General features: G+C 63.5%; 14 protein-coding genes. 12 read left to right on the top strand and 2 right to left on the bottom strand.

What is annotated here, in order from left to right:
* Nucleotides 1-3 precede the first annotated feature (3 nt).
* Nucleotides 4-1,098, bottom strand: a complete 1,095-nt coding sequence (locus tag V8V93_RS16910; RefSeq protein ID WP_338667796.1) for a LeuA family protein — start codon at nucleotides 1,096-1,098, stop codon at nucleotides 4-6.
* A 323-nt stretch (nucleotides 1,099-1,421) separates the two neighbouring features.
* Between V8V93_RS16910 and nifH the strand changes: the two genes are divergently transcribed.
* From nifH to V8V93_RS16850, 12 genes are all read left to right on the top strand, one after another.
* The gene (nifH, locus tag V8V93_RS16905; protein ID WP_338667795.1) at nucleotides 1,422-2,252 is read left to right on the top strand and encodes a nitrogenase iron protein; all 831 of its coding nucleotides are present in this window, start codon (nucleotides 1,422-1,424) and stop codon (nucleotides 2,250-2,252) included.
* Nucleotides 2,253-2,408: 156 nt separating this feature from the next.
* Nucleotides 2,409-2,762, top strand: coding sequence for a P-II family nitrogen regulator (locus V8V93_RS16900; RefSeq protein ID WP_338667794.1), 354 nt, complete (start codon nucleotides 2,409-2,411; stop codon nucleotides 2,760-2,762).
* On the top strand, nucleotides 2,762-3,136 hold the full coding sequence (locus tag V8V93_RS16895) for a P-II family nitrogen regulator (protein ID WP_338667793.1): 375 nt from the start codon (nucleotides 2,762-2,764) through the stop codon (nucleotides 3,134-3,136). Before V8V93_RS16900 ends, V8V93_RS16895 begins: the two co-directional genes overlap by 1 nt.
* A 22-nt stretch (nucleotides 3,137-3,158) precedes the next feature.
* A complete protein-coding gene (gene nifD / locus V8V93_RS16890; RefSeq protein WP_338667792.1) occupies nucleotides 3,159-4,796 on the top strand; it encodes a nitrogenase molybdenum-iron protein alpha chain in 1,638 nt (545 codons plus the stop codon).
* A 9-nt stretch (nucleotides 4,797-4,805) separates the two neighbouring features.
* Nucleotides 4,806-6,182 carry a nitrogenase molybdenum-iron protein subunit beta gene (nifK, locus tag V8V93_RS16885; RefSeq protein WP_338667791.1) on the top strand — a complete coding sequence of 459 codons (1,377 nt, stop codon included), beginning with the start codon at nucleotides 4,806-4,808 and terminating at the stop codon, nucleotides 6,180-6,182.
* Between the two features lie 73 nt (nucleotides 6,183-6,255).
* Nucleotides 6,256-7,425, top strand: a complete 1,170-nt coding sequence (locus V8V93_RS16880) for a radical SAM protein (protein WP_338667790.1) — start codon at nucleotides 6,256-6,258, stop codon at nucleotides 7,423-7,425.
* 20 nt (nucleotides 7,426-7,445) lie between these two features.
* Nucleotides 7,446-7,748, top strand: coding sequence for a (2Fe-2S) ferredoxin domain-containing protein (locus V8V93_RS16875; protein ID WP_338667789.1), 303 nt, complete (start codon nucleotides 7,446-7,448; stop codon nucleotides 7,746-7,748).
* A gap of 15 nt (nucleotides 7,749-7,763) precedes the next feature.
* Entirely contained in the window at nucleotides 7,764-8,195 is a 432-nt protein-coding gene (locus V8V93_RS16870) for a GNAT family N-acetyltransferase (protein ID WP_338667788.1), read from the top strand.
* Between the two features lie 23 nt (nucleotides 8,196-8,218).
* Nucleotides 8,219-9,622, top strand: a complete 1,404-nt coding sequence (gene nifE, locus V8V93_RS16865; protein ID WP_338667787.1) for a nitrogenase iron-molybdenum cofactor biosynthesis protein NifE — start codon at nucleotides 8,219-8,221, stop codon at nucleotides 9,620-9,622.
* Nucleotides 9,615-10,982 (top strand): nitrogenase component 1, encoded by a 1,368-nt coding sequence (locus V8V93_RS16860; protein WP_338667786.1) that lies wholly within the window; start codon nucleotides 9,615-9,617, stop codon nucleotides 10,980-10,982. Before nifE ends, V8V93_RS16860 begins: the two co-directional genes overlap by 8 nt.
* A 113-nt stretch (nucleotides 10,983-11,095) precedes the next feature.
* Nucleotides 11,096-12,364 (top strand): radical SAM protein, encoded by a 1,269-nt coding sequence (locus tag V8V93_RS16855; RefSeq protein ID WP_338667785.1) that lies wholly within the window; start codon nucleotides 11,096-11,098, stop codon nucleotides 12,362-12,364.
* Between the two features lie 218 nt (nucleotides 12,365-12,582).
* On the top strand, nucleotides 12,583-12,828 hold the full coding sequence (locus tag V8V93_RS16850) for a hypothetical protein (RefSeq protein ID WP_338667784.1): 246 nt from the start codon (nucleotides 12,583-12,585) through the stop codon (nucleotides 12,826-12,828).
* A gap of 75 nt (nucleotides 12,829-12,903) precedes the next feature.
* On the opposite strand, the gene V8V93_RS16845 is transcribed toward V8V93_RS16850, so the two are convergent.
* A complete protein-coding gene (locus tag V8V93_RS16845) occupies nucleotides 12,904-13,203 on the bottom strand; it encodes a hypothetical protein (protein ID WP_338667783.1) in 300 nt (99 codons plus the stop codon).
* Nucleotides 13,204-13,260: the final 57 nt, after the last annotated feature.

The following is a 13,260-nucleotide window of genomic DNA, read 5'->3' as shown; positions in this document are numbered from 1 at the left end:
CTCCTAGTTCTTGACGAGCTTCGAGAGTTCGTTGTCGGTCAGGGGGCGTTCCAGCTCCCAGGCCAGCTTTCTTACTTCATCGACAAGGGCCGGGAGGCCCTGCTCCGGAAGTTCGAGGCCGTGGTCCGCAAGGGCGTTGGCGACCGCCGCTCGCCCACTTTTTCCGCCAACCGCGACCATCCGGTTCGCCCCGATGCGACCGGGGTCGAAGGGCTCGAAAAGCTCAGGCGACTTGCTGAGGGCGTGCGCGTGAAGGCCGGACTCGCAAGCGAAAATGTCCTTGCCCGCGATCGCCTTGGTTCGGGGAATCGGCACCCCGGCAGCTTGAGAAACGAAATGGCAGAGGTCGCAAAGGTCTTCAACTTTGTACGCATGGCTGTTCTCCTTGAGTGTCAGGTAGGCGGCCAGCTCCTCGGTGGCCGCGATGCCGGACCGTTCGCCGATGCCGAGCAGGCTGACGTCGGCGAAGTCCGCGCCGCTCGACAGGGCGGTGACCGCATTGCCCGTGGCCATGCCGAAGTCGTCGTGACAGTGCACGGCCAGGTCGATGTCCAGTTCCTTCTTGAAGATCGTGACCAGTTCCGCCGTCCTGGGCGGGGTCAGCAGCCCCAGTGAATCGGACAGGCGCACGCGGGACGCGCCCACGTCCTGCGCCAGTCCGGCCACCTTCAGGGCGAAGTCCGGATCGGCCCTGGAGAGGTCCTCCAAGCCGACGGAAACATATTCCATGCCCAGGATCCGAGCCGCGAGCACGGTGCGGGCCAGGCGTTCCAGAAGCCCCTCGCGGTCGGTCCCGAGTCGGTTTTCGATATGCAGGTCTGACACGGGCAGGCCGATGTTGATGCGGTCGATCCCAAGGCACGCGGCCTTGCGGATGTCCGCCTCGCGGCAGGGCGACCATGCGGACAGGGCGCTGCGGCCGCGCCGCTTGCCCATACTCTGTATAAGTTCGTCCAGCCCCTCCTGGCCAACCCAGCCGAGCTCGATCTCGTCCACGCCGATGGACAGGAGGCCGCTGACGATTCGCTTCCGCGCCTCCATGGAGAAGTAGGCCCCGAAGAGCTGTGCGCCTTCTCTGAGTGTGGTGTCGATCAACATGTGGTTTGTCCTTGTAGTATTGTTGCGGTGATGCTGCCTCTCCATGAGCAGGAAGGATGCCAATTCTCATTATTTGTATATCATATCGATATCATTACATAAATTTGTTGACGAAAAAGATAGAGATTTGCCTACGCTTTTGTAGGTTGCGACACTTGTGTCTGCGTTCGTGGTGCGAACCTACACTTTTCGTAGGAAGCTACACTGTTGTGGTCATATTGGTTTTTCCTTTGAAAACAGCTTGTTATAATGTCGTTGCGGGTTTGGCACGGCGCTTGCCTTAAGGGCTTCATCGACGCAAACAAACCCATGGAGGAGAAATCATGAGGAAAGTAGCAATTTACGGAAAGGGCGGAATCGGAAAGTCCACCACCACGCAGAACACTGTTGCCGGTCTGGCCGAGATGGGCCGCAAGGTCATGGTCGTCGGCTGCGACCCCAAGGCCGACTCCACCCGTCTCCTGCTCGGCGGCCTGGCGCAGAAGTCCGTGCTCGACACCCTTCGCGAAGAAGGCGAGGACGTGGAACTCGAAGATATCCGCAAGCCCGGTTTCGGCGGCACCTGGTGTGTTGAGTCCGGCGGCCCGGAACCCGGTGTCGGTTGCGCCGGTCGCGGCATCATCACTTCCATCAACATGCTTGAGTCGCTCGGCGCCTACGAGGAGTCCGAGGGTCTGGACTACGCCTTCTACGACGTCCTCGGCGACGTTGTCTGCGGCGGCTTCGCCATGCCTATCCGCGACGGCAAGGCCCAGGAGATCTACATCGTCTGCTCCGGCGAGATGATGGCCATGTACGCGGCCAACAACATCTGCAAGGGCATCATGAAGTACGCGGAATCCGGCGGCGTCCGTCTGGGCGGCCTGATCTGCAACTCCCGCAACACCGACCGCGAAGCCGAACTGATCACCGAGCTGGCCGCCAAGCTGGGCACCCAGATGATCTACTTCGTGCCCCGCGACAACGACGTGCAGCGCGCCGAGATCAACCGCAAAACCGTCATTGAATGGGATGGCTCCGTGCCGCAGGCCAACGAATACCGCGGTCTGGCCAAGGCCATCGACGAAAACGAGATGTTCACCATCCCGACCCCGCTCGAGATTGAAGACCTGGAACAACTGCTCATGGACTACGGCATCATGGAAGCCGCCTAGTTCTCCCCCACATTTCGCCCGGTCGGCGGCCCCGGCAGGCGCGGAATTCGAGAGAATTCCGTGCCTACAGGGGACAACCAGCCCAAAAACATGGCGGATGTGAAAACAAAAAACAATTAAAGTCCTTTAATAACGAAGAGATAGGAGAGAGCAAAAATGATGATCATGGTACGAGCAATTGTGCGGCCCGAGAAGGCGGATACTGTCCTGGCCGCCCTGATGGACAACGGCTTCCCCGCCGTCACCAAATATTCCGTGGCCGGTCGCGGCAAGCAGCGCGGCATCAAGATCGGCGAGGTCACCTATGACGAGATCCCCAAGACCATGCTCATGTGCGTCGTCAACGCCGCGGACAAGGACTTCGTGATCACCACCATCATGGACGCCGCCCGCTCCGGCACCAAGGGCGCGTTCGGCGACGGCAAGATCTTCGTCTCCGACGTCGAGGACGTCTACACCATCAGCTCCGGCGTGAACGAGACCGCCGCAGCCAGCGAGGAGGCCGCCTAATGAAGGAAGTCATCGCAGTCGTGCGCATGAACATGATGAACCAGACCAAGGCCGCCCTGACCGCGGCCGGCGTCGACGCCTTCTTCGCCCACGCGGCGGAGGGCCGAGGCAAGGGGTTCGTCAACTCGGCCGTCGTCGAAGGCGCTGAGAGCGGCTACGAGGAAGCCGCCGCAGTGCTCGGCGAGAAAGGAAAGCTGTATCCCAAGCGCATGGTAACGGTAGTGGTCCCCGATGACATGGTCGACGACATCATCGAAGCCGTCATCGCCGCCAACAAGACCGGCAAGCCGGGCGACGGCAAGATCTTTGTTCTTCCCGTGGGCGATGCCGTCCGCGTCAGAACCGCTGAAACCGGTGCAAAGGCCATAGCCTAGCCGATAGTAAGGAGTATTGAGAATGGCCAAGACCAAGAAAGTGGTGCAGCTCATGCCTACCGACATCAAGGAAGAACTTCTGAAGAAGTATCCTCCCAAGGTGGCCCGGAAGCGCGCCAAGCAGATATTGATCAACGAAGCCACGGAAGCCGAGGCGCCGCCCGAGATTCTGGCGAACGTCCGGACCATCCCCGGCATCATCACCATGCGCGGATGCACCTACGCGGGCTGCAAGGGCGTTATCATGGGCCCGACCCGCGACATCCTGAACATCACCCACGGCCCCATCGGCTGCGGATTCTACTCCTGGCTCACCCGTCGCAACCAGACCGATGCGAGCTCGGACGGCGTGAACTACATGCCCTACTGTTTCTCCACGGACATGCAGGACCAGGACATCATCTTCGGCGGTGAGAAGAAGCTCGCCGCGGCCATCCAGGAAGCCTACGACATCTTCCATCCCAAGGGCATCTGCGTCTTCGCCACCTGCCCGGTGGGCCTGATCGGCGACGATATCCACGCCGTGTCCAGGAAGATGAAGGAGAAGTTCGGCGACTGCAACGTCTTCGCCTTTTCCTGCGAAGGCTACAAGGGCGTATCCCAGTCCGCCGGCCACCACATCGCCAACAACCAGGTCTTCACCAACCTGGTCGGCGAGAACGAGGAGCCCAAGGAAGGCAAGTACAAGATCAACCTGCTCGGCGAGTACAACATCGGCGGCGACGGCTTCGAGATCGACCGCATCTTCAAGAAGTGCGGGATCACCAACATCTCGACCTTCTCCGGCAACTCGACCTACGACCAGTTCGCCTCCGCCCAGCACGCCGACCTCGACTGCGTCATGTGTCACCGGTCCATCAACTACGTGGCCGACATGCTTGAGACCAAGTACGGCATTCCCTGGATCAAGGTGAACTTCATCGGTTCCAAGTCCACGGCCAAGTCCCTGCGCAAGATCGCCGAATACTTCGGCGACCAGGAGCTCATCGACCGGGTCGAGGCAGTGATCGCCGAGGAGATGCCCGAGGTCGAGGCCGCCCGCGCCAAGGTCCTGCCGCATACTGAGGGCAAGACCGCCATGCTGTTCGTCGGCGGCTCCCGCGCCCATCACTACCAGGACCTCTTTGCCGAGATGGGCATGAAGACCCTGTCCGCCGGTTACGAGTTCGCCCACCGCGACGACTACGAAGGCCGTCAGGTCATCCCCGAGCTGAAGCCCGACGCCGACTCCCGCAACATCGAGGAGATCGAGGTCGAGGCCGACGAGAAGCTCTACAATCCGCGCAAGACGGCGGACGAGTTCAAGGCCCTGGAAGAGGCCGGCTTCGAGTTCAAGCACTACGAGGGCATGAACGACCAGATGGACAAGGGCACCCTGATCATCGACGACCTGAACCAGTACGAGGCCGACAAGCTGGTCGAACTGCTCAAGCCCGACATCTTCTGCGCGGGCATCAAGGAGAAGTTCTCCATCCAGAAGCTCGGCGTGCCCATGAAGCAACTGCACAGCTACGACTCCGGCGGCCCGTATGCCGGGTTCAAGGGCGCCATCAACTTCTACAAGGAAATTGATCGGCTCGTGTCCTCCAAGGTGTGGTCCTACATGAAGGCCCCCTGGCAGGAATCCCCCGAACTGACCGCCACCTTTGTTTGGGAATAGGAGAATACAATGGCTTTACTGAAGCATACACCCGTTGAAATCAAGGAGCGCAAGGCGCTCACCGTCAACCCGGCCAAGACGTGCCAGCCCATCGGGGCCATGTACGCCTCGCTCGGCATCCACGGTTGCCTGCCGCACTCCCACGGCTCCCAGGGCTGCTGCGCCTACCACCGCTCGGCCCTGACCAGGCACTACAAGGAGCCCATCTCCGCCGCGACCTCGTCCTTCACCGAAGGCGCCTCCGTGTTCGGCGGCCATGCCAACCTGATCCAGGCCATCGACAACATCTTCACGGTCTACGACCCCGAAGTGATCGCGGTGCACACCACCTGCCTGTCCGAGACCATCGGCGACGATCTGAACCAGATCTTCGACAAGGCCCGAAAGAGCGGCAAGGTTCCCGAGGGCAAGACCTGCCTCGGCGCGCCCACCCCGAGCTACGTCGGCTCCCACGTGACCGGCTTCTCGAACATGGTCAAGGCCATGGCCCAGTTGGCCGAGCCCTCCGGGAAGAAGACCCACAAGGTCAACGTCATCCCCGGCTGGGTCGAGCCCTCCGACATGGGCGAGATCAAGCGCCTGTGCGCCATGGTCGGCGTGGACATCACCCTGTTCCCGGACACCGACGGCGTGCTCAACGCCCCCCTGACCGGCGAATACAAGATGTTCCCCGACGGCGGCGTGACCATCAAGGAGCTCAAGAAGACCGGCGATGCTCTCGGCACCCTGGCGCTGGGCGAGTGGTGCTCGGCAGATGCCGCCCGCTGGCTCGACGCCAAGTGCAAGGTGCCGTGCACCGTGCTGGACATGCCCTTCGGCCTGGCCGCCACCGACCGCTTCATCGACGTGCTGCGCACCGTTGCCGGCGTCTCCGTCCCCGACTCCGTCGCCTTCGAGCGCGGCCAGCTCGTGGACATGATCTCCGACATGCACCAGTACTTCTACGGCAAGCGCGTGGCCATCTGGGGCGACCCGGACCAGCTTATCTCCATGTGCGAGTTCCTGGTCTCCCTCGACATGCAGCCCGTCTACGTCGTCACCGGCACCCCGGGCAAGAAGTTCGAGGCCCGCATCAAGGAGATCTGCGCCGACCAGCCCTTCGAGGTCAAGGTCAAGGCCAAGGGTGACATGTTCCTCATGCACCAGTGGATCAAGAACGAGCCGGTCGACCTGCTCATCGGCAACACCTACGGCAAGTACATCTCGCGCGACGAGGACATTCCGCTGCTGCGCTGGGGCTTCCCCATCCTGGACCGCCAGGGGCATCAGTACTTCCCGACAGTCGGCTACAAGGGTGGACTCAGGCTTCTTGAGAAGATTCTGGGCCTGCTGCTGGATCGTAAGGACCGCGACGATCCGGAGACGACCTTCGAGCTCGTCCTGTAGCGTTCATACCCGGTCCGGGGCGGAGTCCTTCCCCCTCCGCCCCGGACCAAACACTCAACCCAAGAAGACCGTCATGTCCACAATTGCTGACAACACCTCCCATCCCTGTTTCGGCATGACCGCACGCAAGACCGTGGGCCGCCTGCATCTGCCCGTGGCCCCACGCGCCAACGCTCGTGTCCGTTTCACGGGCGGCAACGGCAACAAGCCGGCGATGATGCCCGAAGAGGCCCTGGTCTGGCTCGACCACGTCATGGAGCAGGACAAGCCCATCTCCATCGTGGGCATCACCGGCCCCGGCGACCCGCTGACCTCCCCGGACCTGACCCTGCGCACCCTGCGCCTGGTCCGCGCGAAGTATCCCGATCTTTCCCTCTGCCTGACCACGTTGGGCATGAACGGCGCCGAGTACGCCGAGGAGCTGGCCGAGATCGGCCTGTCCCACGTCACCGTGCTCGTGGACGCCGTGGACCCCGAGGTGGCCGAGAACATCTACGCCTGGATCCGGCCCGCCAAGCGGACCCTGCCGCTCAAGGAGGCCGTCGCGCTGCTGATCACGGACCAGGCCCGGTCCGTGTCCGCCTTCAAGAAGGCGGGGGTCACCGTCAAGGTCAACACCACCGTGTACCCCGGCTACAACGCGGGGCACGTCGAGAAGATCGCCTCCACCATGGCCGGGCTCGGCGCGGACATCATGGCCGTGGTCCCGTTCCACCCCGAGGAGGGCGTGGAGGACGCGCCCCAGGCCACCGACATGGAACTGCTCTCCGAGATCCGCGACCGCGCTGCCCGGCATATCGACCTCATGCCCGCCTTCAGCGAATGCGGCGAGAACATGGTCGGCCTGGACGCCCCGGACAAGCCGGGCGCCCCGGTCTCGGTCCTGCCCAAGCCCACCAAGGAACGGCCCAACGTGGCCGTGGTCAGTTCCACCGGCATGGATATCGACCTGCATCTGGGCCACGCCATCAAGGCCATGATCTACGGCCCGCGCGGCGACGGCTTGGCCTGCCTGCTGGGCGTCCGCGACCTGCCCGAACCCGGTGCCGGGAACCAGCGCTGGGAGAGACTGGCCGACACCCTGGGTGACTGCTTCGTCCTGCTGACCGCTTCCGCCGGCGAGAACCCGAGAAAAATTTTGAGCCGCAAGGGTCTGTCCGTCCTGATCACGGACGGCGAGATCGAGGGAACCGTGGATGTGCTCTACGGGGGCGGTAAGAAAGGCAAGAAGAACAAGAAGTAACCAGAAGGAGAGTAAAGGAAATGGCTATCCCAGAGAGAATGATCATCTGTTGTCAGTCCTTCCGCGCGGCCGGAGACCCCAAAGGCATCTGCCACAAGCAGACCGACGGATTCCTGCAGTACGTGGAGGAAGAAATTTTGGATCGCGGCCTCGACGCCCTGGTGGTCGGTTCCACCTGCCTGAAGCAGTGTGAATCCGGTCCCATGATGGTCATCCAGCCCGAGAACTGGTGGTTCAAGGGCGTGAATTCCGAAGAAGCGATCGACGCAATTTTGGACGGCCTGGAAGACGGCGAACCCGCCGAAGACTACCTGGCCTCCTAAGGAATCGAGAGTCCCATGCCTGAAGCCGTCGTCATCCGCCCCGCAACCCGCGCGGACCTACCCGGTCTCGTGTCCCTGCTCGGTTCGGTCTCCTCGTTTTGCGAGGGTTCCGCCTGCACGGACGGGCAACGGCGCGATCCGGAACTGATGCTGAAAAACGGTCGGGGACGCATCCTGATCGCGAGCGTCGCCGACAAGACTGTGGTCGGTTTGTGCGCGGGTCGGCTGACGATCCAAGTGGCTGAAGGCGGTCCCGCCGTCCTCATCGAAGATGTGGTTGTCCGTGAGGATTGGCGGGGCCAGGGCCTCGGCGAATTGTTGATTCACCGGCTCACCGAGTGGGCCAGGGCCGACAGCGCGGGGAGGCTGATGCTCCTCGCAGACCCGGACGCGGCCCCGGCTCCCGGATTTGGATATACCGCCCATCGTCCGGGCAACCGACTGTAATCTATCGATATAGGGGAAGTATAATGAGTACGACCAGTTCGACCATACTCGAGGAAAGACAGGACCAGATCCACCGGACCGGCGAAGGCGCCATCGACATCGCCTGCAACCGCGAGTCCCTGGCGGGCGCCGTCAGCCAGCGCGCCTGCGTGTTCTGCGGTTCCCGCGTGGTCCTTTATCCCATAGCCGACGCCCTGCACCTGGTGCACGGCCCCATCGGCTGCGCGGTCTACACCTGGGACATCCGCGGCTCGCTGTCCAGCGGCCCGGAGCTTCACCGGCTGTCCTTTTCCACGGACCTGCAGGAGACCGACGTGATCTTCGGCGGCGAGAAAAAGCTCGAAGCCGCCCTGGACGAACTCATCGACCGGCATTCCCCCAAGGCCGCCTTTGTCTACTCCACCTGCATCGTGGGGCTCATCGGCGACGACATGGAAGCGGTCTGCCGCAAGATGACCGAGAAGAAGGGCATCCCGGTGCTCCCGGTCATGTCCGAAGGGTTCAAGGGTAACAAGCGGGCCGGGTACCTGGCCGCGTGCAAGGCCATGTTCCGGCTCATCGGCCAGGGCGACACGTCCGACGTCTCGCCTGTCTCCATCAATATTTTTGGCGACTTCAACCTTGCCGGCGAAATCTGGATCATCCGCGAGTACTTCGAGAAGATGGGCGTCCAGGTGGTCGCCAACGTGACCGGTGACGGCCGCGTGGCCGACATCGCCCGCTGCCACGGCGCGGCCCTGAACCTGGTCCAGTGTTCCGGGGCGACCCTGGACCTGGCCAAGATGATGGAGGAGGAGTTCGGCATCCCGTACAAGCGCGTCTCCTACCTCGGCATCGAGGACATGGCCGACTCCCTGTATAAGGTGGCCGACTTCTTCAAGGACAAGGACCCCGGCATCGTGGAGCGGACCCAGGCCCTGGTCCGCGACGAACTGAACAAGCTCATGCCCGAGCTGGCCCGCTACCGCAAGGACCTGGAGGGCAAGAAGGTCGCCATGTACGTGGGCGGTTCCTTCAAGGCGTTCTCCCTGGTCAAGGCCTTCCGCCACCTGGGCATGCAGGTCGTCATGGTCGGCTCCCAGACCGGCACCAAGGAGGACTACGCCGAGCTGGCCGAGATCACCGATCCCGGCACGGTCATCATCGACGACGCCAACCCGCTCGAACTGTCCCACTTCATCAAGGAGAAGGACGTGGACGTGTTCGTGGGCGGGGTCAAGGAACGGCCCATCGCCTACAAGCTGGGCGTGGGGTTCTGCGACCACAACCACGAGCGCAAGGAGGCCCTGGAAGGGTTCGCGGGCATGCTCAACTTCGCCCGCGAGATCCACGCCTCGGCCATGTCCCCGGTCTGGCAGTTCGCCCCCCGGCGCGCCAACCGCGCCAATCTCGCCAAGGAAGCCCGGAAGGAGGCCGCCAATGAGTAAGGTCAAGACCGCAAGGCCCAATTTTGTTTCCACGACCAACGCCTGCAAGCTGTGCACGCCGCTCGGGGCTTCCCTGGCCTTCCGGGGCGTGGAAGGGGCCATTCCCTTCCTGCACGGCTCCCAGGGCTGCGCCACCTACATGCGCCGCTATATCATCTCGCATTTCCGCGAGCCCGTGGACATCGCCTCCTCGGCTCTCGGCGAAAAGAACGCCATCTACGGCGGCGGCCCGAACCTGAAGAAGGGCATCCTCAACGTCATGAAGAAGTACGAGCCGAAGCTCATCGGGGTGGCCACCACCTGCCTGACCGAGACCATCGGCGACGACGTGCCCATGTACTTCCACGAGTTCTACAAGGAGTTCGGCGACCTCGATCTGCCCGATCTGGTTCGGGTCTCGACCCCCAGCTACAACGGCACGCACATGGACGGCTGGCACGGCGCGGTCCGCTCCCTGGTGGAGCAGCTTTGCTTGGAAAAGGCGGCCGACGACGGCCGGGTGAACATCCTGCCCAGCCTGGTCTCCTGCGAGGACGTCCGCCATCTGCGCGACATCTGCGACCACTTCGGGATCAAGGCGACCATCCTGCCCGACATCTCCGAATCCCTGGATGGCCCGGCCCTGGAGGACTACGTCAAGATTCCCGAGGGCGGCACGCCGATCAGCGAGATCAAGACCATGAGCGCTGCCGCCGGGACCATCGAGTTCGGCCGCTGCCTGCCCCCCAAGACCGGCGGGACCAGCCTGGAGGAGCGCTTCGGCGTGGCCAACCACCGCATCGGCCTGCCCATGGGGTTGCGCGAGTCCGACCGTTTCTTCGAGACCCTGGAGGCAATCTCCGGCAGGCCCATGCCGCGCCGCTACGAGCTGGAGCGCGGTCGTCTGGTGGACGCCTATGTGGACGGCCACAAGTACATCTTCGGCAAGCGCGCCGTGGTCTACGGCGAGGAGGACCTGGTCGTCGGCCTGTGCGCCTTCCTGTCCGAGATCGGCGTGGACGTGGTCCTGGCCGGGACCGGCGCCCGCGGCAAGGGGCTGGAGGAGGCCATCGCCAAGGTCACCGACGGCGTGGCCCGCATGGCCCCCGAGGTGCGCGAGGGCGTGGACTTCCACGACATTGCGGCCGAGGCGGGCGAGCTCGCCCCGGACCTGCTGGTGGGCCACTCCAAGGGCTACCGCTATGCCAAGGCATGGAACGTGCCCCTGGTGCGCGTGGGCTTCCCCATCCACGACCGCTTCGGCGGCCAGCGCACCCTGACGCTGGGCTACAAGGGCACCCAGACCCTGTTCGACCGCGTGGTCAACGCGGTCATCGAGAAGAAGCAGGCCGATTCTCCCATCGGCTACGGATATATTTAATCACCCGAACGAACATCAACGCGGCTGATATCGAAGTGGAACGTATCCCGGCCACCCCTAGCCAAGCGGACACGGGGGATGGAGGACCGGGGAGGCAACCTCAGGAGAACGACATGCAGAAGGATCTTACCAGACATCCCTGTTTCAATAAGAAGAGCGCCGGAAGCTGCGGCCGCGTGCACCTGCCCGTGGCCCCCAAGTGCAACATCCAGTGCAATTACTGCAACCGCAAGTACGACTGCGTGAACGAGTCCCGCCCCGGCGTGACCAGCGGCGTGCTCAAGCCGTTCCAGGCCGCGGAATACATGGACAAGGTCCTGGCGAAGGAGCCGCGCATCACCGTGGCGGGCATCGCCGGTCCCGGCGATCCCTTCGCCAACCCCGGCGAGACCCTGGAGACCATGCGCCTGCTCAACGAGCGCCACCCCGAGCTGCTCTTCTGTCTGTCCTCCAACGGCATGGGCATCCTGCCGTACCTGGACGACATCGCCGAGCTCGGCGTGTCCCACGTGACCATCACCATCTCGGCCGTGGACCCGGCCATCGGGGCCAAAATCTACGCCTGGGTCAAGGACGGCAACGTCGTCTACCGGGGCGAGAAGGGCGCCGAGATTCTCCTGGACCGCCAGCTCAAGGCCATCAAGGGCCTCAAGGAGCGCGGCATCACGGTCAAGATCAATTCCATCGTCATTCCCGGCGTCAACGACCACCACATTGTCGAGGTGGCCAAGGTCTGCGCCTCGCTCGGCGCGGACATCCAGAACATGATCCCGCTCAAGCCCACGGCCGACACGCCCTTTGCCGGGATTCCCGAGCCGGGCCGCGAGACCGTCCTGCCCCTGCGCAAGGAGGCCGAGCCGTTTATCGAGCAGATGACCCACTGCAAGCGTTGCCGCGCCGATGCGGTCGGCCTGCTCAGCGACGACCAGTCCACGGCCCTGTGCGGCACGCTCCAGGCCTGCTCCAAGCTCAAGCCCCTGGAGGCGACCATGGCCCGCCCGTTCGTGGCCGTGGCCACCCGCGAGGGGTTGTTGGTCAACCAGCACCTGGGCGAGGCCAAGTCCTTCCAGATCTGGGGCGAGTCCGAGTCCGGCGGCTACCGGCTCATCGAGGAGCGTCAGGCGCCCCAGGCGGGCTGCGGCCCCAAGCGCTGGTCCGAACTGGCCGGTACCCTCAAGGACTGCCGGGCGGTGCTCTGCGCCGCCGTGGGCGAGACCCCGCGCATGCTCCTGGAGGAGCACGACATCAAGTCCTACACCGTGGACGGTTTCATCGAGGACGCCCTGCGCTTCGTCTTCGAGGGCGGTGACATCAACGCCCTCAAGGTCCGCCGCGCGGGCATCGGATCGGGGTGCGCCGGAGGTGGCGCGGGCTGCGGCTGATCGCGGCCGTATCGGCCCCATCGCGTCGTTGCTGCGGGAAAGCCGGGCCCTCCGTATGAGAATACGCTTCGGCACCGGCTTTCCCCTTGCGCCGAGCGCTCGAACCGATCCGGCCGCGATTGTGAAAGGGCTGCCTCGGTTTGATCGCGGCGCCTGACAGCGTCTTTTCCGGGCCGGTCATTTCCGGCCCGCAACCAGAAGGAACCCATGGAGGAAACATGAACAAGGCGACGTTGGAAAAAGTTTTCGAGTACGCGTCCAAGCCGGTGCAGGGGACCATGTCCCGCAAGCTGCGCAAGGACGTGAAGATCCAGGTCAACGAGGGCGAGGTCTACGAGGGGGCCACCCTGTTTTTGGGCGAGGAGTTCGTCCGCGTGACCTGCGTCAAGGACGGCCTGAACATCAACACCTACTACGATTGGGAGAAGATTGCCTCGGTGCGCACCCTGGGCACGGTCGAATAAGCCGTCCCGCCCTGTCGGAAAAACAAGGCCCCGCCGATCACGGCGGGGCCTTTTCGTTGGTGTCCGAAGGCGCTTTTAGTAGAAGCGCCAGCTTCCGGGCGCCTCGCGATAGAACTCGTCCATTTCCTCGCTGATGCCGATGCGGACTTCGTCGTCCACCTCGACGCGGGTCACGTTCTTGTTCGGGTCGAGGCCGACGTCCAGGGCGATCTCTTCGAGATAGTGCTGGACCCGGTTCGCCTTTTCGCGGAGCGCGCCATCGGTTGCCAGACGGTCTTTGTCGAATCGTGCTGCGGTAACGTAGGTCTTGGCAGCCTCCTTTCCGGCCTGGGGCCGGATTCGTTCGTCTCCCCATATAATAAGTCCTCCGGCCAAGGAGGCAACCGAAACGACGGACACCCCCCGCCGGTCCGTCCGGCGAGGGGTGTCTTG

Origin of the sequence: Pseudodesulfovibrio sp. 5S69 (assembly GCF_037094465.1) — a bacterium.
Taxonomy (GTDB): Bacteria; Desulfobacterota; Desulfovibrionia; order Desulfovibrionales; family Desulfovibrionaceae; genus Pseudodesulfovibrio; species Pseudodesulfovibrio methanolicus.
This window is presented reverse-complemented; position numbering and strand designations above follow the sequence as displayed.

Coding starts and splice junctions, on each gene's coding strand:
- V8V93_RS16910 (WP_338667796.1), bottom strand. CDS start 1,098: ATGTTGATCGACACCACACTCAGAGAAGGCGCACAGCTCTTCGGGGCC.
- nifH (WP_338667795.1), top strand. CDS start 1,422: ATGAGGAAAGTAGCAATTTACGGAAAGGGCGGAATCGGAAAGTCCACC.
- V8V93_RS16900 (WP_338667794.1), top strand. CDS start 2,409: ATGATGATCATGGTACGAGCAATTGTGCGGCCCGAGAAGGCGGATACT.
- V8V93_RS16895 (WP_338667793.1), top strand. CDS start 2,762: ATGAAGGAAGTCATCGCAGTCGTGCGCATGAACATGATGAACCAGACC.
- nifD (WP_338667792.1), top strand. CDS start 3,159: ATGGCCAAGACCAAGAAAGTGGTGCAGCTCATGCCTACCGACATCAAG.
- nifK (WP_338667791.1), top strand. CDS start 4,806: ATGGCTTTACTGAAGCATACACCCGTTGAAATCAAGGAGCGCAAGGCG.
- V8V93_RS16880 (WP_338667790.1), top strand. CDS start 6,256: ATGTCCACAATTGCTGACAACACCTCCCATCCCTGTTTCGGCATGACC.
- V8V93_RS16875 (WP_338667789.1), top strand. CDS start 7,446: ATGGCTATCCCAGAGAGAATGATCATCTGTTGTCAGTCCTTCCGCGCG.
- V8V93_RS16870 (WP_338667788.1), top strand. CDS start 7,764: ATGCCTGAAGCCGTCGTCATCCGCCCCGCAACCCGCGCGGACCTACCC.
- nifE (WP_338667787.1), top strand. CDS start 8,219: ATGAGTACGACCAGTTCGACCATACTCGAGGAAAGACAGGACCAGATC.
- V8V93_RS16860 (WP_338667786.1), top strand. CDS start 9,615: ATGAGTAAGGTCAAGACCGCAAGGCCCAATTTTGTTTCCACGACCAAC.
- V8V93_RS16855 (WP_338667785.1), top strand. CDS start 11,096: ATGCAGAAGGATCTTACCAGACATCCCTGTTTCAATAAGAAGAGCGCC.
- V8V93_RS16850 (WP_338667784.1), top strand. CDS start 12,583: ATGAACAAGGCGACGTTGGAAAAAGTTTTCGAGTACGCGTCCAAGCCG.